This is a genomic window from Streptomyces sp. NPDC059002 (genome assembly GCF_042740435.1).
GTDB lineage: Bacteria > Actinomycetota > Actinomycetes > Streptomycetales > Streptomycetaceae > Streptomyces.
This window is the reverse complement of record NZ_JBHYJI010000008.1, coordinates 85600-104580: the sequence shown is the minus strand read 5'-3', so window position 1 is coordinate 104580 and position 18981 is coordinate 85600. Positions and strand designations below refer to the sequence as shown.

At 70.3% G+C, this 18981-nt stretch carries 20 protein-coding genes and 1 riboswitch; of the genes, 11 read left to right on the top strand and 9 right to left on the bottom strand.

The window, feature by feature from the left end; genetic code table 11:
- The first annotated feature begins 106 nt into the window (after positions 1 to 106).
- Positions 107 to 197, top strand: a riboswitch (ZMP/ZTP riboswitch).
- Between the two features lie 41 nt (positions 198 to 238).
- The 3 genes from glyA (at position 239) to ACFWZ2_RS10265 (ending at position 3355) form a co-directional block, all read left to right on the top strand.
- A complete protein-coding gene (gene glyA / locus ACFWZ2_RS10275) occupies positions 239 to 1534 on the top strand; it encodes a serine hydroxymethyltransferase (protein ID WP_384544360.1) in 1296 nt (431 codons plus the stop codon).
- Between the two features lie 141 nt (positions 1535 to 1675).
- On the top strand, positions 1676 to 2689 hold the full coding sequence (trpS, locus tag ACFWZ2_RS10270; RefSeq protein ID WP_384544358.1) for a tryptophan--tRNA ligase: 1014 nt from the start codon (positions 1676 to 1678) through the stop codon (positions 2687 to 2689).
- Between the two features lie 84 nt (positions 2690 to 2773).
- Positions 2774 to 3355 (top strand): 2'-5' RNA ligase family protein, encoded by a 582-nt coding sequence (locus tag ACFWZ2_RS10265; RefSeq protein ID WP_384544356.1) that lies wholly within the window; start codon positions 2774 to 2776, stop codon positions 3353 to 3355.
- Between the two features lie 123 nt (positions 3356 to 3478).
- On the opposite strand, the gene ACFWZ2_RS10260 is transcribed toward ACFWZ2_RS10265, so the two are convergent.
- Positions 3479 to 4234, bottom strand: coding sequence for a decaprenylphospho-beta-D-erythro-pentofuranosid-2-ulose 2-reductase (locus ACFWZ2_RS10260; protein ID WP_384544354.1), 756 nt, complete (start codon positions 4232 to 4234; stop codon positions 3479 to 3481).
- A 13-nt stretch (positions 4235 to 4247) separates the two neighbouring features.
- Positions 4248 to 5675 (bottom strand): FAD-binding protein, encoded by a 1428-nt coding sequence (locus ACFWZ2_RS10255; RefSeq protein WP_384544352.1) that lies wholly within the window; start codon positions 5673 to 5675, stop codon positions 4248 to 4250.
- Between the two features lie 167 nt (positions 5676 to 5842).
- Here ACFWZ2_RS10255 and ACFWZ2_RS10250 point away from each other — a divergent pair, with 167 nt between their 5' ends.
- The 4 genes from ACFWZ2_RS10250 to ACFWZ2_RS10235 are packed head-to-tail and all read left to right on the top strand — an operon-like array spanning position 5843 to position 8790.
- The gene (locus ACFWZ2_RS10250; protein WP_384544350.1) at positions 5843 to 6364 is read left to right on the top strand and encodes a phosphatase PAP2 family protein; all 522 of its coding nucleotides are present in this window, start codon (positions 5843 to 5845) and stop codon (positions 6362 to 6364) included.
- Complete coding sequence (locus ACFWZ2_RS10245) at positions 6357 to 7310, top strand: decaprenyl-phosphate phosphoribosyltransferase (RefSeq protein ID WP_384544349.1); 954 nt, start codon at positions 6357 to 6359, stop codon at positions 7308 to 7310. Before ACFWZ2_RS10250 ends, ACFWZ2_RS10245 begins: the two co-directional genes overlap by 8 nt.
- The gene (locus ACFWZ2_RS10240) at positions 7307 to 7789 is read left to right on the top strand and encodes a GtrA family protein (RefSeq protein ID WP_384544347.1); all 483 of its coding nucleotides are present in this window, start codon (positions 7307 to 7309) and stop codon (positions 7787 to 7789) included. The genes ACFWZ2_RS10245 and ACFWZ2_RS10240 overlap by 4 nt, the downstream gene beginning before the upstream one ends.
- Positions 7777 to 8790 carry a YihY/virulence factor BrkB family protein gene (locus tag ACFWZ2_RS10235; RefSeq protein WP_384544345.1) on the top strand — a complete coding sequence of 338 codons (1014 nt, stop codon included), beginning with the start codon at positions 7777 to 7779 and terminating at the stop codon, positions 8788 to 8790. Before ACFWZ2_RS10240 ends, ACFWZ2_RS10235 begins: the two co-directional genes overlap by 13 nt.
- Here ACFWZ2_RS10235 and ACFWZ2_RS10230 read toward each other — a convergent pair.
- The gene (locus ACFWZ2_RS10230) at positions 8735 to 9949 is read right to left on the bottom strand and encodes a D-alanyl-D-alanine carboxypeptidase family protein (protein WP_384544343.1); all 1215 of its coding nucleotides are present in this window, start codon (positions 9947 to 9949) and stop codon (positions 8735 to 8737) included. The two genes, ACFWZ2_RS10235 and ACFWZ2_RS10230, sit on opposite strands and share 56 nt — an antisense overlap.
- A 163-nt stretch (positions 9950 to 10112) precedes the next feature.
- On the opposite strand from ACFWZ2_RS10230, the gene ACFWZ2_RS10225 reads away from it, so the two are divergent.
- From ACFWZ2_RS10225 to ACFWZ2_RS10215, 3 genes are all read left to right on the top strand, one after another.
- Positions 10113 to 10355, top strand: coding sequence for an SCO4848 family membrane protein (locus ACFWZ2_RS10225; protein WP_055566125.1), 243 nt, complete (start codon positions 10113 to 10115; stop codon positions 10353 to 10355).
- A 14-nt stretch (positions 10356 to 10369) separates the two neighbouring features.
- The gene (locus ACFWZ2_RS10220) at positions 10370 to 11650 is read left to right on the top strand and encodes a metallophosphoesterase (RefSeq protein WP_384544540.1); all 1281 of its coding nucleotides are present in this window, start codon (positions 10370 to 10372) and stop codon (positions 11648 to 11650) included.
- 204 nt (positions 11651 to 11854) lie between these two features.
- Positions 11855 to 12253 carry an ATP-binding protein gene (locus tag ACFWZ2_RS10215; protein ID WP_384544341.1) on the top strand — a complete coding sequence of 133 codons (399 nt, stop codon included), beginning with the start codon at positions 11855 to 11857 and terminating at the stop codon, positions 12251 to 12253.
- A 78-nt stretch (positions 12254 to 12331) separates the two neighbouring features.
- On the opposite strand, the gene ACFWZ2_RS10210 is transcribed toward ACFWZ2_RS10215, so the two are convergent.
- The 6 genes from ACFWZ2_RS10210 to ACFWZ2_RS10185 form a co-directional block, all read right to left on the bottom strand.
- On the bottom strand, positions 12332 to 12799 hold the full coding sequence (locus ACFWZ2_RS10210; RefSeq protein WP_384544339.1) for a VOC family protein: 468 nt from the start codon (positions 12797 to 12799) through the stop codon (positions 12332 to 12334).
- Between the two features lie 116 nt (positions 12800 to 12915).
- Positions 12916 to 13683, bottom strand: coding sequence for a succinate dehydrogenase iron-sulfur subunit (locus ACFWZ2_RS10205; protein ID WP_384544337.1), 768 nt, complete (start codon positions 13681 to 13683; stop codon positions 12916 to 12918).
- On the bottom strand, positions 13683 to 15437 hold the full coding sequence (sdhA, locus tag ACFWZ2_RS10200; protein WP_384544335.1) for a succinate dehydrogenase flavoprotein subunit: 1755 nt from the start codon (positions 15435 to 15437) through the stop codon (positions 13683 to 13685). Before sdhA ends, ACFWZ2_RS10205 begins: the two co-directional genes overlap by 1 nt.
- Positions 15438 to 15453: 16 nt before the next feature.
- Complete coding sequence (locus ACFWZ2_RS10195; RefSeq protein WP_384544333.1) at positions 15454 to 15945, bottom strand: succinate dehydrogenase hydrophobic membrane anchor subunit; 492 nt, start codon at positions 15943 to 15945, stop codon at positions 15454 to 15456.
- A gap of 8 nt (positions 15946 to 15953) precedes the next feature.
- Positions 15954 to 16334 carry a succinate dehydrogenase, cytochrome b556 subunit gene (sdhC, locus tag ACFWZ2_RS10190; protein WP_384544331.1) on the bottom strand — a complete coding sequence of 127 codons (381 nt, stop codon included), beginning with the start codon at positions 16332 to 16334 and terminating at the stop codon, positions 15954 to 15956.
- 171 nt (positions 16335 to 16505) lie between these two features.
- Positions 16506 to 17105 carry a 2-oxo-4-hydroxy-4-carboxy-5-ureidoimidazoline decarboxylase gene (locus tag ACFWZ2_RS10185; protein WP_384544538.1) on the bottom strand — a complete coding sequence of 200 codons (600 nt, stop codon included), beginning with the start codon at positions 17103 to 17105 and terminating at the stop codon, positions 16506 to 16508.
- Between the two features lie 285 nt (positions 17106 to 17390).
- Between ACFWZ2_RS10185 and ACFWZ2_RS10180 the strand changes: the two genes are divergently transcribed.
- Positions 17391 to 18974: a glycoside hydrolase family 20 protein gene (locus ACFWZ2_RS10180; protein WP_384544329.1), complete on the top strand. Its 1584-nt coding sequence runs from the start codon at positions 17391 to 17393 to the stop codon at positions 18972 to 18974.
- The last annotated feature ends 7 nt before the right edge of the window (positions 18975 to 18981 follow it).

Sequence of the window (18981 nt, the reverse complement as noted above, 5' to 3'; positions counted from 1 at the left end):
CTCCGTTCGTCGTGCGGTGTGAGGCGGGTGTGGCGCCCAATTTCTATCGTCGCTCGCATCCTGGACGAAGAAACATGCCGTGTCGGCGTGCCAGCTATCGTGACCCCTACAGCACGGCGACTGGCGCACGGGGAACGGACCCCGAGGAAGCCGTGCGAGGCAGAACCTTCGAGGTGCCGACCGCCTGGGCACCCCGGGACCACGACGGACACTCACCGCTCGCCCCCGGAAGGACGCCATGACTCCCTCTTCTTCCCGCCGCAACACCCCTCGGCCGGGCCATCCCGCGCTGACGGCCGCCGACCCCGAACTCGCCGCGCTCGTCGACGCCGAGGAACAGCTCCAGGCCGACACCCTGCGGCTGATCCCCAGCGAGAACTACGTCTCCAGCGCGGTCCTCGAGGCCTCGGGCACCGTCCTGCAGAACAAGTACAGCGAGGGCTACCCGGGCCGCCGCTACTACGAGGGCCAGCAGAACATCGACCCCGTCGAGCGCCTGGCCATCGCCCGTGCCAAGGCCGTCTTCGGCGTCGAGCACGCCAACGTCCAGCCCTACTCCGGCTCCCCGGCCAACCTCGCCGTCTACCTCGCCTTCGCCGAGCCCGGCGACACGGTGATGGGCATGGCCCTGCCGATGGGCGGCCATCTCACCCACGGCTGGGGCGTGTCCGCCACCGGCAAGTGGTTCCGCGGCGTGCAGTACGGCGTACGCCAGGACACCGGTCTCGTCGACCTCGACGAGGTCCGCGACCTCGCCCTCAAGGAACGCCCCAAGCTGATCTTCTGCGGTGGCACCGCGCTGCCCCGCACCATCGACTTCGCCGCGTTCGCCGAGATCGCCCGCGAGATCGGCTCCGTCCTCGTCGCCGACATCGCGCACATCGCGGGACTCATCGCGGGTGGCGCCCACCCCTCGCCGGTGCCGCACGCCGATGTGATCTCCACGACCACCCACAAGACCCTGCGCGGCCCGCGCGGCGCGATGCTCATGGCCCGTGAGGAGCACGCCAAGGCCATCGACAAGGCGGTCTTCCCCGGTCTGCAGGGCGGCCCGCACAACCAGACCACCGCGGCCATCGCGGTCGCCCTGCACGAGGCGTCCCAGCCCTCCTTCCGTGACTACGCCCACGCGGTCGTCGACAACGCCAAGGCCCTCGCCGACGCCCTGCTCGCCCGCGGCTTCGACCTGGTCTCCGGCGGCACCGACAACCACCTGATCCTGATGGACCTCACCCCCAAGGACGTTCCGGGCAAGGTCGCCGCCAAGGCCCTGGACCGGGCCGGGATCGTCGTGAACTACAACACGGTGCCGTTCGACCCGAGGAAGCCCTTCGACCCCTCGGGCGTCCGCATCGGCACCCCTTCCCTCACCTCGCGCGGCCTGGGCACGGAGCACATGGCGACCGTCGCCGACTGGATCGACCGTGGCGTCGCCGCGGCGGGCACCGGGGACGAGGCCGCCCTGACGAAGATCAGGTCCGAGGTGTCCGAACTCATGGCCGCCCATCCGGCCCCCGGCCTGCCGACGGACTGACCTCCCGCCCCAAGGACCCCAAGGACCCCAAGGACCCCAAGGCCGTCGCCCGCTGGGCGGCGGCCTTGGGGTCACGCGTTGGTTCCCACCCGTCACCCACCTGTTTCCGAGCTATGAGAGTCACCTGAGAGAATGGGCGACATGGCCTCTGATCGACCCCGCGTGCTCTCCGGAATCCAGCCCACCGCAGGCTCGTTCCACCTCGGCAACTACCTCGGCGCGGTCCGCCAGTGGGTGGCGCTGCAGGAGTCCCACGACGCCTTCTACATGGTGGTGGACCTGCACGCGATCACGGTTCCGCAGGACCCCGCCGAGCTGCGCGCCAACACCCGGCTCGCGGCCGCCCAGCTGCTCGCCGCCGGTCTCGACCCGGAGCGCTGCACGCTCTTCGTACAGAGCCATGTCCCCGAGCACGCCCAGCTCGCCTGGGTGATGAACTGCCTCACCGGCTTCGGCGAGGCCTCCCGGATGACGCAGTTCAAGGACAAGTCCGCCAAGCAGGGTGCCGACCGCGCCTCCGTCGGCCTGTTCACGTACCCGATCCTGCAGGTCGCGGACATCCTGCTGTACCAGGCCCACGAGGTCCCGGTCGGCGAGGACCAGCGCCAGCACATCGAGCTCACCCGTGACCTCGCCGAGCGCTTCAACGGCCGCTTCGGCGAGACCTTCACGGTGCCGTCGCCGTACATCCTCAAGGAGACGGCGAAGATCTACGACCTGCAGGACCCGTCGATCAAGATGAGCAAGTCGGCGTCCACGCCGAAGGGCCTGATCAACCTCCTCGACGAGCCCAAGGCCACGGCCAAGAAGGTCAAGAGCGCCGTCACCGACACCGACACGGTGATCCGTTACGACGCGGCGGAGAAGCCCGGCGTCAGCAACCTCCTCAGCATCTACTCCACGCTCACCGGTACCGGTATCGCGGAACTGGAGCAGAAGTACGTCGGCAAGGGCTACGGTGCGCTCAAGACCGACCTCGCCGAGGTCATGGTCGAGTTCGTGACCCCGTTCCGGGACCGCACCCAGGCCTACCTGGACGACCCGGAGACGCTCGACTCGATCCTGGCCAAGGGCGCGGAGAAGGCACGTGCCGTCGCCGCGGAGACGCTCGCGCAGGCGTACGACAAGGTGGGCTTTTTGCCCGCCAAGCACTGAGCCCCACCGGACCGAGCACGACAACCGCACCCGCGCTGCCCGGCAGCGCACCCCTGCCCACCAACACGACGACAGGAGTACGACGTGGGGACCGTAACGATCGGTGTGTCGATCGCGGTCCCGGAGCCACACGGCAGCCTGCTCCAGGAGCGGCGCGCGGGCTTCGGGGACCCCGCGGCGCACGGCATCCCCACGCACGTGACCCTGCTTCCGCCCACTGAGGTGGACGCAGCCGCGCTGCCCGCGGTTGAGGCGCATCTCGTGTCCGTCGCGGCGGCCGGGCGGCCCTTCCCCATGCGGCTCTCGGGGACGGGCACCTTCCGGCCGCTCTCGCCCGTCGTCTTCGTGCAGGTCGTGGCGGGCGGCTCGGCCTGCTCCTGGCTGCAGGAGCGGGTGCGGGACGCGTCGGGACCGATGGCGCGCGAGCTGCAGTTCCCGTACCACCCGCACGTCACGGTGGCGCACGGCATCTCCGAAGAGGCGATGGACCGGGCGTACGCGGAGCTCTCGGAGTACGAGGCCGAGTGGCCCTGCACCGGTTTCGCCCTGTACGAGCAGGGCGCCGACGGCGTCTGGCGCAAGCTGCGCGAGTTCGTCTTCGGCGGCCCCCTCGTGCCCCCTCAGGCCCCGGCCCCGGCGGCCCGGGGTACGCTGCCCGCTCGCTGACGGGGGCCGCCCCCGGCAGATCGTGCTGGGGGGAATCCATGCGCCGCCGTGGTTCTGCCCGCGATCGCCACGTACGAGTCGCCGAAGAGCCGGACCCCGGAGAACTGACCTCCGGAGCAGCCCCTAGACCGGCAGCCGTCGGAACACCGGCCTCGGTGCGTGTCGCAGCGCCGACATGACGAACCGGAGTGCCCCCGGCACCCACACCGTCTCCGAGCGCCGCCGCAGGCCCGTCTCGATGGCTTCCGCCACTGCGTCCGGAGTGGTCGCCATGGGGGCCTCCGCGAGGCCCGCCGTCATCTTGGAGCGCACGAAGCCGGGGCGGACGACCATGACGTGCACCCCGGTGCCGTGCAGCGCGTCGCCGAGGCCCTGGGCGAAGGCGTCGAGGCCGGCCTTGCTGGAGCCGTAGATGAAGTTCGAGCGGCGGGCCCGCTCGCCCGCCACCGAGGACAGCACCACCAGGGAGCCGTGTCCCTGGGACTGCAGGGCCCGCGCGCAGACAAGGCCTGCCGAGACCGCGCCGGTGTAGTTGGTCTGCGCGACCCGCACCGCGGAGAGCGGCTCGTCCTCGTCGCGCGCCTGGTCGCCGAGGATCCCGAAGGCGAGCAGCACCATGTCGATGTCGCCCTCGGTGAAGATCTTGCCGAGGGACTCCTCGTGGGACTCGGAGTCGAGGGCGTCGAAGGCGACGGTGCGCACGTCCGCGCCCATGTCGCGCAGCCCGGCAGCGGCCTTCTCCAGGTCCGGCGAAGGCCGCCCGGCAAGCCACACCGTGCGGGTGCGGCGGGCCACGAGGCGGCGCGCGGTGGCGAGGCCGATCTCGGAGGTGCCGCCGAGGACGAGCAGGGACTGGGGGGTGCCGAAGGCGTCTTTCATGAGTACCGGTCTCCTAGAGGGCGAGGCGGCGGGAGAGGTCCGAGCGGAACACGCCGCGCGGGTCGAGATCGGCCCGCAGGGCGCGGAAGTCGTCGAGCCGCGGATACATCGCGGCGAGCATCTCGGGCCGCATCCGTGAGTCCTTGGCGAGGTAGACGCGGCCGTCGGCGGTGGCCACCTCCTCGTCGAGTTCGTCGAGGAAGGAACCGAGGCCCGGCAGGTTCGCCGGGATGTCGAGGGCGAGGGTCCAGCCGGGCATCGGGAAGGAGAGCCAGCCCGGATCGCCCTCTCCGAAGCGCTTGAGCACGGCGAGGAAGGACGGGCAACCGCGCTCCGAGATGCGCCGCACGATGCGGCGCAGGGCCTCCTCCTTGCCGTATCCGACGACGAATTGGTACTGCACGAAGCCGCTGCGTCCATAGATGCGGTTCCAGTGCGGGACGCCGTCCAAGGGGTGGAAGAACGTGGAGATCTTCTGCAGCTCGCCGGTGCGGGAGCGGGGCGCCTTGCGGTACCAGAGCTCGTTGAAGAGGCCCACCGACGCCTTGCCGAGCAGGCCTTCGGGCACGAAGGAGGGGGCGGCGGGCAGCTGTCCGGGGCGGAACGCAAGAGGGGCTCTACGCGCGCGTGCCCGGTCCGGGAGTGCGTCAAGGGGCGCGTGGTCGCCGCGGGTCAGGACCGAGCGCCCCATGGCCGTGCCGCGCGCGAGGAGGTCGATCCAGGCCACCGAGTAGCGGTAGCGGTGGTCGGTGGCGGTGAGGCGAGCCATCAAGTCGTCGAGATCGGTGGCGCGTTCCGTGTCGACGCTCATCAAGGACGTCTCGACCGGCTGGAGTTGGACGGTCGCCGAAAGGATCATGCCGGTCAGGCCCATGCCGCCCGCGGTGGCGTCGAACAGGGGGGTGCCGGGCGTGACCGTGTGGACCGTGCCGTCGGCGGTCAGCAGGTCCATGGCCAGGACATGGCGGGAGAACGACCCCGACACGTGGTGGTTCTTGCCGTGGATGTCGGCGCCGATGGCCCCGCCGACCGTCACATAGCGGGTCCCCGGTGTCACGGGCACGAACCAGCCGAGGGGGAGCAGGACTTCCATCAGGCGGTGCAGCGAGACGCCGGAGTCGCAGACGACCGTGCCCGCGTCGGCGTCGATGGCGTGCACGCGGTCCAGGCCCGTCATGTCGAAGACGGCGCCGCCCGCGTTCTGTGCCGCGTCTCCGTAGGCACGCCCGAGACCCCGGGCGATGCCGCCCCGCTCCCCGCAGTCGCGCACCGCGGCGACGGCCTCGTCCTGTGTGCGCGGTCGGACGAGCCGGGCGGTGGTCGGGGCGGTGCGGCCCCAGCCGGACACGGACACGGTGTCGGACGCGGCCGCGGGGGCGGGGGCGGCAGGGGAGTTGGTCAGGGGGGCGGCGAGGGAGTCGGTGGGGGAGTCGACAGGCATGAAAGCGACAGTATCGCCCGTACTGGGGAGCTTTGCTCCTAATCGTCAATCTCCTCACCGAAATGGGTGATTGATGGAGTGTCACCCAACATTGCCGTAAATATTGGGGGGTTGCCTAGAAGAGTCGAGATGCCCAGCTCTCGACATGTCTTCGAAAAAGAGGCCACATGCACGACATGGACCACAGGTTGCTGTCGGCCCTGCGCGACTGCGGTGCGAATCCGCGCGTGGCGGCCGCCGCGCGCGCCCTGTCCTGGAGCGGCGAGCACGGCGCACTCTGGATCGCCGCCGGGCTCGCGGGCGCCTACGTGGACCGCGAGCGGCGCGGCGCCTGGCTCCGCGGCACGGCACTGACCGTCGCCGCCCATCTGGCCAGCATGGGCGTCAAGCAGATCGTCCGCCGCCCGCGACCGGTCAGCCGGCACGGTGTCGTGCCCCTGGTGCGCACCTCGGGCCGGCACTCCTTCCCCAGTTCGCACGCCACTTCGGCGGCCGCCGCAGCCGTCGCGTACGGCGCGCTGCGCCCGGTCGGCGCCCACCTCGTCCCGCCGCTGGCCGCCGCCATGTGCGTCTCCCGGATGGTCGTCGGCGTCCACTACCCGACGGACGTGGCCGCGGGCGCGGCGCTCGGAGCGCTGACCGCGCGCGCGGGAGCCGTCTGGATGAACGGAGGACGTACCGATGCCTGAACGTTCCGCCGTCCTGGAACGACCCCGTCCGCCCCAGCAGCCGAAGCCGGGACCCGTCAGCCTGCCGCTCGGCCTCCTGAAGACCGCACGGCCCCGCCAGTGGGTGAAGAACGTCCTGGTCGTCGCGGCTCCCGCGGCCGCCGGTGAGCTCTTCTCGCGCCATGCGCTCAGCCAACTCGCGATCGTCTTCGTGCTGTTCACGGCCGCCGCGTCCGCCGTCTACCTGATCAACGACGCGCGCGACGCCGACGCCGACCGCGCGCACCCCACCAAGTGCCGCAGGCCGGTCGCGGCCGGACAGGTGCCGGTGTCCGTCGCGTACGCCGTAGGAGGGCTCCTTGCGGTCCTCGCGCCCGTCGTGGCGGCCGCGCTGTGCACCCCGCTGACGGCCGCGCTCCTCGCCGCGTACGTCGGCATGCAACTCGCCTACTGCGTCAGCCTCAAGCACGTCCTGGTCGTCGACCTGACGATCGTGACGACCGGCTTCCTGATGCGCGCCATGATCGGCGGCCTCGCGCTCGGCATTCCGCTCTCGCGCTGGTTCCTCATCACCACGGGCTTCGGCGCGCTCTTCATGGTCTCCGCCAAGCGCTACTCCGAAGCCGTCCAGATGGCCGCGAGCTCCGAAAAACTGGGTGCCACGCGCGCGTTGCTCACCGAGTACACCACCGGCTACCTCCGCTTCGTGTGGCAGCTGGCCGCCGGGGTCGCCGTCCTCGCGTACTGCCTGTGGGCCATGGAGAGCGGCGGCACCGCCAACGGCAGCCTGCTGCCCTGGCGTCAGCTGTCCATGGCGGCCTTCATCCTCGCGATCCTGCGCTACGCCGTCTTCGCCGACCGGGGCACGGCGGGCGAGCCCGAGGACGTCGTGCTGCGCGACCGGGCGCTCGCCGTGATCGGCCTGGTGTGGCTCGCGATGTACGGCCTCGCCGTCGCGGACTGGTGAGTTTGAGAACCCCATGGACCGCCCTGCGGGAACGGCTGCGGGCGCTCGGGCCCGAACTGCTCGGCTTCGCCGCCGCCGGGATCTGCGCGTACGCCGCCGATCTCGGCCTCTTCGTATGGCTGCGCGGACCCGTCGGCATGGACCCGCTGACCGCCAAGGCGCTGTCCTTCGTGGCGGGCTGCTCGGTGGCGTACGCGGGCAACGCGCTCGGCACCTACCGGCGCAGGACCGCGGAGGTGTCGCGGCTGCGCCAGTACGGGGTCTTCTTCGCCGTCAACATCGCGGGAGCCCTGGTGCAGCTCCTGTGCATCGCCGTGTCCCACTACGGACTCGGCTTCACATCGCCGCGCGCGGACACCGTCTCCGGAGCGGGAGTCGGTATGGCATTCGCCACTGTTCTGCGGTTTTGGGGTACCCGGACTTTGGTCTTCCGGACATCGGGCAGGACTGCGGGCAGGGAGGCGTCATGGACTGGCTGAAGAAACTGCCCGGGATCGGGCCGCTCGTCGAGCGGGGCATGCGCACGCACGCGTGGCGCTCCTACGAGCGGCTCGACCGCGTGCACTGGGCCCGCCTCGCCGCGGCCATGACGTTCATCAGCTTCCTCGCGCTCTTCCCGCTGCTCACCGTCGCCGCCGCGATCGCCGCGGCGACGCTCTCCAAGCAGCAGCAGAACAAGCTGGAGGACAAGATCTCCGAGCAGGTCCCCGGCATCTCCGACCAGCTGGACCTGGACGCCCTCGTCGCCAACGCGGGCACCGTCGGACTCGTCGCGGGCGCCCTGCTGCTCGTCACCGGCATCGGCTGGGTCGGCTCGATAAGGGAGTGCCTGCGGGCCGTCTGGGAGCTGGCGGACAAGGAGGAGAACCCGTTCCTGCGCAAGCTCAAGGACGCCGGGGTGCTCATCGGGCTCGGCGGCGCGGGCCTCGCGTCGGTCGTGGCCTCCGCGCTCGCGTCGACCGCCGTCGGCTGGACCGCCGACCAGCTCGGCATCGACGAGCGGGGCTGGGGCGCGGTGCTGCTCCAGGTCGTCGCCTTCGCGATCGCCGTCCTCGCGGACTTCCTGCTGCTGCTCTACGTCCTGACGCTGCTGCCCGGGGTCCAGCCGCACCGGCGCGATCTCCTCACCGCGGGGCTGATCGGCGCGGCCGGGTTCGAGCTGCTCAAGCTGCTGCTCGGCGGCTATATGAAGGGGGTCGCGGCGAAGAGCATGTACGGCGCCTTCGGAGTGCCCGTCGCACTGCTCCTGTGGATCAACTTCACCGCGAAGCTGCTGCTGTTCTGCGCCGCCTGGACGGCGACGAGCAAGGCGACGAGCAAGGCATCGGACAAGTCGGACAAGGAAGAGGCATCGGGCGAGGAAACCGAAGAGGCCGCCTCCGTAGAGACGGCCTCTGAAGGAACACCCTCCGGAGAGGTCGGTGTCAGTCCCGTGAAGCGCGGCGACCCGCCTGGCCGGGCAGCGGCAGCCGACGCCTGATCACGAAGACGCCCGCGGCCAGCACCGCGAGCACGCCGCCCGTCACGCCGAGCGCGACGCCCATGCCGCTCGAACCGTCGTCGGAGGAGTGCGCCGCGTTCTCGGCCGCGGCCCCCTTGCCCGCGCCGCCGCTGCCGGGAGCGCCCTTGCCCGAGCCGCCGCCCGCGCCCTTCGGCGCGACGAGCTCACCCACCGGGTCGACCTTGCCCGCGGCCGCGAAGCCCCAGTCGAAGAGCCGCGCGGTCTCCTGGTAGACCGCGTGCGGCTCTCCGGAGGAGGGGTTCATGACGGTGACGAGCAGCACCTTGCCGTTGCGCTCGGCAACACCGGTGAAGGTGTTTCCCGCGTTCGTGGTGCTGCCGTTCTTGACGCCCGCGATGCCCTTGTAGGGGCTGACGCCCATGGCGCCGGTGAGCAGCTTGTTGGTGTTCTGGATCTCGAAGGACTCGCGCTTGTTCTTGCCCTTGTCCTTGCCCTTCGTGACCTTCTTGGTCTCGCCGGGGAACTTGGCGGTGGCCGTCGAGCAGTACTCGCGGAAGTCCTTCTTCTGCAGCCCGGAGCGGGCGAACAGCGTCAGGTCGTACGCGGAGGAGACCTGGCCCTTGGCGTCGTAGCCGTCCGGGGAGACCACGTGGGTGTCGAGCGCCTGGAGGTCCTCGGCGTGCTCCTGCATGTCCTTGACGGTCTGCGGGACGCCGTCGTTCATCGCGGACAGGACGTGCACCGCGTCGTTGCCCGAGCGGAGGAAGACGCCGAGCCACAGGTCGTGAACGGAGTACGTCTCGTTCTCCTTGACGCCGACCATGCTGCTGCCCGCGCCGATGCCCGCCAGGTCGGAGAGCTCGACCTTGTGCTTCTGCGTCTTCGGGAACTTCGGGAGAACCGTATCTGCGAAGAGCATCTTGAGGGTGCTCGCCGGGGGGAGCCGCCAGTGCGCGTTGTGCGAGGCAAGGACCTCGCCGGACTCCGCGTCCGAGACGATCCAGGAGCGCCCCGACAGCTTCTTGGGCAGCACCGGCGCGCCCGCCCTGAGCTTCACCTGGGTGCCCGGCCGGCCCAGCTGGGCACCGCCGACGGTGGACATCTTGGCGGGGGGCTTCGGTTGGCCCTTGTCCTCTCCCGGCTTACCGTCCGCGAGCGCGGGCGCCGCGGTCGACATGGACAACAATGCGGCGGAAGCGACCAAGAAGGTGGTCTTTTTCAAGGCAGGCACGGACGAGAACGTACATGGCGCCGCTGTGGAAGTCGTCGCCGAGGTGCGCTGTGTCCCGTCCGCCCCACCCCGGCGGCGGTGCGCGGAGAAGCCTCGCGATACTGAACGCATGAAGCTCAGCCGACCGGTCTCCTGGTTCCTGCTCGCCTTCGGGGTGTGGAGCTGGTTCATCTGGATCACTTTCGTCAAGAACCTCTGGAAGGACGGCAGTGGGCTGGCCTTCGATGATGCGGACAACCCGACCGGGTACTTCTGGGTGCACCTGACGCTCGCCGTTGTCTCCTTTGTCTTGGGGACGGTGGTGGGGACCATCGGGTTCCGTGGAGTGCGTGCCTTGCGCAGAACGTCATAGCCGTGATCGCCCTCATGGTCCTCGCGGGCCTCGCCGTCCTCGCCGCTTTCGCGGGACTTCACTGGTACGTGTGGCGTCGCCTCGTGCGGGACACCACCACCCCCGGCTCCTTCGCGCGGCGCCTGGGGACGGTGGTCGTCGTGGCCGCGCCGGTCGTGATGTTCGCGGCGCTCGTGACGGAGCGGGCCGGCGCGCCGTTCTGGCTCCAGCGGGTGCTCGCCTGGCCCGGCTTCCTGTGGATGGCGCTCTTCCTCTACCTGGTGCTCGCACTGGTCGTGGGGGAGGCGGTGCGTCCCTTGGTGCGGCGGTGGGTCGCCCGGGCTGAGGACGTCTCCGTAGAGGGCACCTCCAAGGACGACGTCTCCGTAGAGGGCACTTCCGAAGACGCCGCCTCCGTAGAGGACGTCTCCGCAGAGGGCGTCTCCCAAGACCCCGTTCCCGAAGAGCCCGCCCCCGTCGTGCGTCCCGCGCCCTCGCGGCGGCTCTTCGTGTCCCGTGTCGTCGGCGGGACCGCCGCGGCCGTCGCGGCGGGGACCGTCGGCTACGGGGCGTACGGCGTGCTGCGCGGCCCCAAGGTGAAGCGGGTCACCGTGCCGCTGGCCAAACTGCCGCGTGCGGCGCACGGGTTCCGGATCGCCGTGGTCAGCGACATCCACCTCGGGCCGATCCTCGGCAGCGGTTTCACCCGGCGCGTGGTCGACACGATCAACTCCACGCAGCCCGACCTGATCGCCGTCGTGGGCGATCTGGTGGACGGCAGCGTCGAGGACCTCCGTCCGGCCGCCGCGCCGCTCGCCGGGCTGCGGGCGCGGCACGGGGCGTTCTTCGTCACCGGCAACCACGAGTACTTCTCCGGGGCCGAGCAGTGGGTCGAGCATGTGCGTGAGCTCGGTCTGCGGCCGCTGCAGAACGCCCGCACCGAACTGCCCGGCTTCGATCTCGCCGGGGTCGACGACGTGGCGGGCGAGAGCGAGGGGAAGGGGCCCGACTTCGCCAAGGCGCTCGGCGACCGGGACCGCTCACGGGCCTCCGTGCTCCTCGCCCACCAGCCCGTCGTCATCCATGACGCCGTCGAGCACGGGGTCGACCTGCAGCTCTCCGGCCACACCCACGGCGGCCAGCTGTGGCCGGGCAACTTCATCGCGGACCTGGCCAATCCGACGCTCGCGGGTCTTGAGCGGTACGGCGACACCCAGCTCTATGTGACGCGCGGCGCGGGTGCCTGGGGGCCGCCGGTGCGGGTCGGGGCGCCGTCGGACATCACGGTCGTGGAACTGGCGTCCCGCCGGGCCTGAGCGCCCGGCTCCGGGACCCGCGCCCGCTCCCACCAGGCCGGACCTGCGAAATGCCGCTCCTCCGGGGGCAGTTGGTTCGGACCTGGCCGGATACGGGCGGGCCGAGGGGTGACGCAGTGACACTGTTCGGTTTCTCTGCGCAGCATTTGATGTCGGATGCATGTGCGGTTCTTGACGCGTGCCGTGCCGGAGGGGGAACGAGGATTGCTGCGACGTGATGCCTTCCGGCTGCCACCGCACCCGGCGTCCGTGCCGCTCGCCCGGACCCGGGTGCGCGAGCATCTGTCGGCCTGGGGGCACACGGCGGAGCGCGGGGCGTTCGACGACACCGTGCTCCTCGTGTCGGAGCTCGCGACGAACGCGATCCTCCACGGTCCTTCCGTGGAGCGGGAGTTCGAGGTCGCGGTGACGGTGCTCGCCGACGGGGCGTGCTTCATCGAGGTGACCGACGAGGGCCCGGCGGGACCCGAGATGCGTGCGGACGTCGGCAAGGACGACGAGGGCGGCCGCGGCCTGCGCCTGCTCGACACGCTCGCGGACGCGTGGGGCGTGTGGCGGCGCGGCAGTCAGGGCAAGACGGTCTGGGCGCTGATACGGCGCTGACGCTCCCCGCGACCACGGCGCCCGGCCACGCCTCGTGCGCCCGCCACGTGGTGGACGCGGTGAGCCGAGCCGGTGCCGCTACGCCCGCGCCAGTTCGGGCCGCTTGCGATAGTCCGTGAAGCCGACGACGTTCCCCCACGGGTCGGCGATCTCCACGGTCCACCCCGTGGCGACGGAGAACGGTCCGGTGAGCGGCTCGATGCCCACGGCCGTGAGGGCCCTGCCCTTCTCGCGGGCGTCCGGGACCTCCAGCCACACCCGCGGCGTGGGCCACGGCGGCGGGCGGTGCCCGATGCCGTCCTCGACGCGCAGCAGTACGCCGGGGGTCTCCTTGCCGGCCTTCAGGATCGCCAGGCCGATCTCGTCGAGGCGGAACGCCACGGGGAACCCGGCGCGTTCGTAGAAGCCGACGGCCTCGGCGAGTTCGCCGACGGGGAAGAGGACGTGGTCGAAGCCGAGCACCTCGGTCGAGTGCCCGGTGGACGGGGCGGTGAAGGGGGCGACGGGCTGGTCAACGGACAGGCCGACCGACTGGTTGTCTGACATTCCGTCAGCTTAGGTCGGCGGTCCCCGGGCGGGCGCAGGCGCGCATGCGTGGGCCCCCGGACGGTCACTTCTTCGGCCGTCCGGGGGCCCACGGTGTCGTACGAACTACGGCGCGATCAGAAGCGACGCGTGATCAGCGCGCGCTTGACCTCCTGGATCGCCTTGGTGACCTCGATGCCGCGCGGGCAGGCGTCCGTGCAGTTGAACGTGGTGCGGCAACGCCACACGCCGTCCTTGTCGTTGAGGATCTCCAGGCGCTGCTCGCCCGCCTCGTCACGCGAGTCGAAGATGAAGCGGTGCGCGTTGACGATCGCGGCCGGGCCGAAGTACTGGCCGTCGTTCCAGAACACCGGGCACGAGGACGTGCAGGCGGCGCACAGGATGCACTTGGTCGTGTCGTCGAAGCGCTCGCGGTCCTCGGCGGACTGCAGACGCTCGCGCGTCGGCTCGTTGCCCTTGGTGACCAGGAACGGCATCACGTCGCGGTACGCCTGGAAGAACGGGTCCATGTCGACGACCAGGTCCTTCAGGACCGTCAGGCCCTTGATGGGCTCGACCGTGATCGGCTTGGCCGGGTTGACGTCCTTGATCAGGGTCTTGCAGGCAAGGCGGTTCTTGCCGTTGATGCGCATGGCGTCCGAGCCGCAGATGCCGTGTGCGCAGGAACGGCGGAACGTGAGCGAGCCGTCCAGGTCCCACTTGATCTTGTGGAGACCGTCGAGGACGCGCTCCTTGGGGTCGATCTCCAGCTGGAAGTCTTCCCACGTGGCGTCCGCCGAGACCTCGGGGTTGAAGCGGCGGATCCGGAACGTGACCGTGATCAGGTGGGAGGACGTGGAGTCGGCCTCGAGGGCCTCCAGCTTGTCCATCGTCGGGGTAGCCATCAGTACTTACGCTCCATCGGCTGGTAGCGGGTCTGGACGACCGGCTTGTAGTCGAGCCGGATCGAGTCCGTGCCGTCGTCGGCGACCTCGCGGTACGCCATGGTGTGGCGCATGAAGTTGACGTCGTCGCGGTTCGGGTAGTCCTCGCGGTAGTGACCGCCGCGGGACTCCTTGCGGGCGAGCGCGGACTGCGCCATGACCTCGGCCAGGTCGAGCAGGTTGCCCAGCTCGATGGCCTCCAGGAGGTCGGTGTTGAACCGCTTGCCCTTGTCCTGGATGGACACGTTCTTGTAGCGCTCGCGCAGCTCGGCGATCTTCTCGACCGCCGTCTTGATCGTCTGCTCCGTGCGGAACACCATGACGTTGGCGTCCATGGTCTCCTGCAGCTCCTTGCGGAGCTCGGCGACCCGCTCGGTGCCGGTGGCGTCGCGCAGCTGCTCGACGAGGCCGACGACCAGCTCCTCCGGGTTCTCCGGGAGCTCGACGAAGTCGTTCTTCGCGGAGTACTCGGCGGCGGCGATGCCCGCGCGGCGGCCGAACACGTTGATGTCCAGGAGCGAGTTCGTGCCGAGGCGGTTGGCGCCGTGCACGGACACGCAGGCCACCTCGCCCGCCGCGTACAGACCGGGAACGACGGTCGAGTTGTCCGCGAGGACCTCGCCCTCGACGTTCGTCGGGATGCCGCCCATGGCGTAGTGCGCGGTCGGCTGGATCGGGATCGGGTCCGTGTAGGGCTCGATGCCGAGGTAGGTGCGCGCGAACTCGGTGATGTCCGGGAGCTTGGCGTCCAGCTGCTCCGGCGGCAGGTGCGTGAGGTCGAGGTAGACGTGGTCGCCCTCGGGACCGCAGCCGCGGCCCTCACGGATCTCCGTGTAGATGGAGCGGGAGACGACGTCACGGGACGCGAGGTCCTTCATGACCGGCGCGTACTTCTCCATGAAGCGCTCGCCGTCCTTGTTGCGGAGGATGCCGCCCTCACCGCGGGCGCCCTCCGTGAGAAGGATGCCCATGCGCCAGATGCCGGTCGGGTGGAACTGGAAGAACTCCATGTCCTCGAGCGGCAGACCGCGCCGGTAGCAGGCCGCCTGGCCGTCACCGGTGAGCGTGTGCGCGTTCGAGGTCACCTTGAAGAACTTGCCGGTGCCGCCGGACGCGTAGACCACGGCCTTCGCCTGGAAGATGTGGATCTCGCCGGTCGCCAGCTCGTAGGCGACGACGCCCGCGCTCTTCTTGACCCCGTCTTCCTCGACGATGATCTGGTCGAGGACGTAGAACTCGTTGAAGAACTCCACACCCTCCTTGACGCAGTTCTGGTAGAGGGTCTGGAGGATCATGTGGCCCGTGCGGTCCGCGGCGTAGCAGGACCGGCGGACCGGCGCCTCGCCGTGGTTGCGCGAGTGACCGCCGAAGCGGCGCTGGTCGATGGTGCCGTCCGGCGTGCGGTTGAACGGCAGGCCCATCTTCTCCAGGTCGAGGACTGCGTCGATGGCCTCCTTCGCCAGGATCTCGGCGGCGTCCTGGTCGACCAGGTAGTCACCGCCCTTGATGGTGTCGAAGGTGTGCCACTCCCAGTTGTCCTCCTCCACGTTGGCGAGCGCGGCGGCCATGCCGCCCTGCGCGGCGCCCGTGTGGGAACGCGTGGGGTAGAGCTTGGTGAGCACGGCGGTGCGGCTGCGCTTCGTCGACTCGATGGCCGCGCGCATGCCGGCGCCGCCCGCGCCGACGATGACGGTGTCGTACTTGTGAATCTTCACGTGGGTCGCCTCGGCTTTAGCGGATGTTCGGGTCGAAGGTGAAGATCACCAGCGTGCCCAGAAGGATGGTGAACACCGTGGCGGTGTACAGCAGGCCCTTGAGCCACAGACGCGTGTTCGGGCGCTCGGCGTAGTCGTTGATGACCGTGCGCAGGCCGTTGGCGCCGTGCAGCATCGCGAGCCACAGCATCAGCAGGTCCCAGACCTGCCAGAACGGCGAGGCCCAGCGGCCGGCGACGAACGCGAAGCCGATCTTCGAGACACCGCCGTCGAGCACCAGCTGGATCAGCAGGTGACCGAGGACGAGGACCACGAGGACGACACCGGACAGGCGCATGAAGAGCCATGCGGCCATCTCGAAGTTGCCGCGGGTCGAGCGCGGGGTCTTGGAGGTCCGCTTGCGCGGGGCCTCGATGACCGGGGCGGGGTTGTCGGCGTCGTAGAGCGACACGCCCTCGACGGGGCCCACACCGGACGTTCCGGACTTCTCAAGCGTGGTGTCAGACATGTCTGGCGTCAGCTCCCGAACAGTTCACGGACGGCGTGGCCGAGGACCGGGTAGAGCGCCCCGACCATCAGGACGACCCAGACGCCGACGACGGTCCAGAGCATCTGCTTCTGGTAGCGGGGACCCTTCGACCAGAAGTCCACGGCGATGACGCGCAGGCCGTTGAGCGCGTGGAAGAGGATGGCGGCGACCAGGCCGTACTCGAGGAGCGCGACGATCGGTGTCTTGTAGGTAGCCACGACATCGTCGTACGCCTCCGGGGAGACGCGGACGAGAGCGGTGTCGAGGACATGCACGAACAGGAAGAAGAAAATGAGGACACCGGTGACTCGGTGAGCCACCCATGACCACATGCCTTCCCGGCCGCGGTACAGCGTTCCAGCCGGCACGGAAGAACCCTCCGGGAGCGGGGATTGGGGCCGGCCGCCAGTCTTCTAACTAAAGAAAGAGCAGCTCTGTCGGACGAGCCCGGCCGGGTACGGTCCACCGGCCGCTCGTCATCGTATCGACGAGTTGTCGGTGGACCTGCCCCGGGTCCGCCGGTGTGATCAAACAGGCAATCAAACAGGCACGTACGGGCTATCGGGACGCGATTGCGGGCGGGTTTCGCGGGCGGCGTGTTCGGGGCTTCTGCCGTGCGCGGGTTCCGCGTCGTGGCTGGCCGGGCCGAGGGCGAGCCGGGTGAGGCGGCCGCGGGCGAGCCTGCGCAGCTCCTCGGCGGCGATGGCGCGCTCCTCCTCGGGATCGTTGCCGAGGCGTGACCGGATGCCGGAGAGCAGCTGGTCGAGGGCCTCGTCCGGCGCGGCGTCGTCGAGGCAGATCACGAAGGAGTGGCCGAAGCGGCTCTCGTACGCGGCGTGGGCGGCGCGCAGCGCGGTGTGCACGGCGGTGCAGGTGCCGGTGCCGGTGCCCTGGGGCGCGCTCGGGTGTGCTCCCTGGTGGGGGACCGTGACGGCGAGGGGCTCGCGGGACAGCGCCTCCGCGAGGTCGGCGGGCGAGAGGTCGTACGCCGCTTCGTCGCCGGCGGCGAGGAGCGCGTCCAGGTCGGGGTAGGGCCGGTGGGCGGCGACCCGGCTGGCCCAGTGGCGGCTGCCGCAGCAGGTGAGGAGAGCGGCTTCGGCGGCGCCCTGCGTGGCGGAGTTGAGTCGGTGCGGGGGCAGCGTGCGCTCCTGGGCAGGGGACGGCAGAGGTGGGGGCGGTGCGGTGTGGGGGGAGTCGTAACGCTAGCGAGACGTGGTGACAGGTGTCCGATGGATGAGCGAATTTCACTCGGACGGGAGGGTTTCGCTTCGCGCTGTGGACGAGGTTTCTCGCGGGGGCGCGTCGTAGCGTGGGTTCATGGGTCTGACATTTGGTGCGGCGTCGTCCGGGGATTTCTGTGCCGCCGCTTCGTGGCGGAATTCCCCCACCCACCCACCCTTCTGTCTCGCTCCGCGAGGTGTCGTGTGAAGCGCGGGCCCGTCGTGGCTGCGGGGGGTGCCGTTGTCGCCGGGGCCGTCGTGCTGGCCGTGGTGGTCTGGCCCGGTGGGGACGGGGGGCCAGGGGATCCGCCGCCCTCGGACGGGAAGTCCGCCTCGTCCCCTTCTCCCAGCCCCGCCAGGAGCTACGCACTCTCCAAGGCGCCTGCCACGATCCCCTCGGTGCGTGAGCACACCGCGGCGCGCGGGCCCGGGTGGCGGCCCGCGGAGAACGGGCGGGTGGTCGTGCGCGACGAGGACCTCGCCGACGAGGGGCGGCTGCTCGCCGGGGAGCTGAAGCTGACGTACGCAGGGGAGGACGATCCCCGGCAGGGTGATGTGGAGCTGGCGCTCACGTCCGGCGAGGGGGCGGGCCCGGAGTCGTACACCCTCACCGTGAAGAACCGCAGGGTGCGGATCGCGGCGCCCGCCGAGGCGGGTGTCTTCTACGGGACGCGGACCCTGAAGCAGGAGGTGGGCGGGGACAGGACCGCGCCCGAGGGGGTCGTGCGGGACCGGCCGGCCAAGGCGCAGCGCGGGTTCATGCTGGACATCGCGCGCAAGCACTTCGACGTGGGGTGGATCGAGGACCGCATCCGTGAGCTCGGCGACCTCAAGTTCAACCAGCTCGGGCTGCACTTCTCCGACGATCAGGCGTTCCGCATCGAGTCCGACTCGCACCCCGAGATCGTCTCGACCGACCACCTCACCAAGGCGCAGGTCCGGCGCATCCTGAAACTGGCCGAAAGTCGCCACATCACCGTCGTGCCGGAGATCGACTCGCCGGGGCACCTCGGCGCGGTCATCCGCCAGCACCCCGCCCTCCAGCTGCGCGACGCACGGGGCATCGCCACGCGCGGCGCCGTCGACATCTCCAAGCCGGCGGCCGCGGAGATCGTGGACGACCTCCTGGAGGAGTACGGCGAGCTGTTCCCCGGCGCCTCCTGGCATCTGGGCGCCGACGAGTACCGGGCCCTCACGGTGAAGGACCCCGAGGCGTCCTATCCGCAGCTGGCCGCCGCGGCGCGCGAGCGGTACGGGCCCGACGGGCGGGTGCAGGACCTGGCGACCGGCTGGCTCAACGACCGGGCCGACGTCATGCGGTCCTACGACAAGAAGCTCAAGGCCTGGAACGACGGGTTCTTCCGCGGCGGGATCGCCGAGGCCGCCGACGACCTGGAAGTCGCGTACTGGACGGGCAAGGAGTACGGCGCGCGCGAGCCCGTCGAGTATCTGCGCGCGGGGCGGAAACTCGTCAACTACAACGACGAGTACCTCTACTACGTCCTCGGCCAGCCCAACACCTTCCGCTACCCGACCGGGCAGCGGATCTACGAGAACTGGACCCCGCTGATCCTCCGCGGCACCCGGCCGGTGAGCAAGGAGTACGACGACCAGATCCTCGGCGGCACCTTCGCCGTCTGGTGCGACCTGGCCGGATCCCAGACCCAGGAGCAGGTGGCGCAGGGCATCCGGATGCCGCTGCGGGCGACGGTGCAGAAGCTGTGGGACCCGCGCGAGCCGGGGCTTTCCTGGGCCGGTTTCGTCAAGCTGGCCGACGAGACGGGCTGACCTGCGC

What these genes read in the sequence shown, in the direction of transcription:
- glyA (WP_384544360.1), top strand. Translation starts at nt 239, where the DNA reads ATGACTCCCTCTTCTTCCCGCCGCAACACCCCTCGGCCGGGCCATCCC.
- trpS (WP_384544358.1), top strand. Translation starts at nt 1,676, where the DNA reads ATGGCCTCTGATCGACCCCGCGTGCTCTCCGGAATCCAGCCCACCGCA.
- ACFWZ2_RS10260 (WP_384544354.1), bottom strand. Translation starts at nt 4,234, where the DNA reads ATGAAAGACGCCTTCGGCACCCCCCAGTCCCTGCTCGTCCTCGGCGGC.
- ACFWZ2_RS10255 (WP_384544352.1), bottom strand. Translation starts at nt 5,675, where the DNA reads ATGCCTGTCGACTCCCCCACCGACTCCCTCGCCGCCCCCCTGACCAAC.
- ACFWZ2_RS10250 (WP_384544350.1), top strand. Translation starts at nt 5,843, where the DNA reads ATGCACGACATGGACCACAGGTTGCTGTCGGCCCTGCGCGACTGCGGT.
- ACFWZ2_RS10245 (WP_384544349.1), top strand. Translation starts at nt 6,357, where the DNA reads ATGCCTGAACGTTCCGCCGTCCTGGAACGACCCCGTCCGCCCCAGCAG.
- ACFWZ2_RS10235 (WP_384544345.1), top strand. Translation starts at nt 7,777, where the DNA reads ATGGACTGGCTGAAGAAACTGCCCGGGATCGGGCCGCTCGTCGAGCGG.
- ACFWZ2_RS10230 (WP_384544343.1), bottom strand. Translation starts at nt 9,949, where the DNA reads ATGTCGACCGCGGCGCCCGCGCTCGCGGACGGTAAGCCGGGAGAGGAC.
- ACFWZ2_RS10225 (WP_055566125.1), top strand. Translation starts at nt 10,113, where the DNA reads ATGAAGCTCAGCCGACCGGTCTCCTGGTTCCTGCTCGCCTTCGGGGTG.
- ACFWZ2_RS10220 (WP_384544540.1), top strand. Translation starts at nt 10,370, where the DNA reads ATGGTCCTCGCGGGCCTCGCCGTCCTCGCCGCTTTCGCGGGACTTCAC.
- ACFWZ2_RS10210 (WP_384544339.1), bottom strand. Translation starts at nt 12,799, where the DNA reads ATGTCAGACAACCAGTCGGTCGGCCTGTCCGTTGACCAGCCCGTCGCC.
- ACFWZ2_RS10205 (WP_384544337.1), bottom strand. Translation starts at nt 13,683, where the DNA reads ATGGCTACCCCGACGATGGACAAGCTGGAGGCCCTCGAGGCCGACTCC.
- ACFWZ2_RS10195 (WP_384544333.1), bottom strand. Translation starts at nt 15,945, where the DNA reads ATGTCTGACACCACGCTTGAGAAGTCCGGAACGTCCGGTGTGGGCCCC.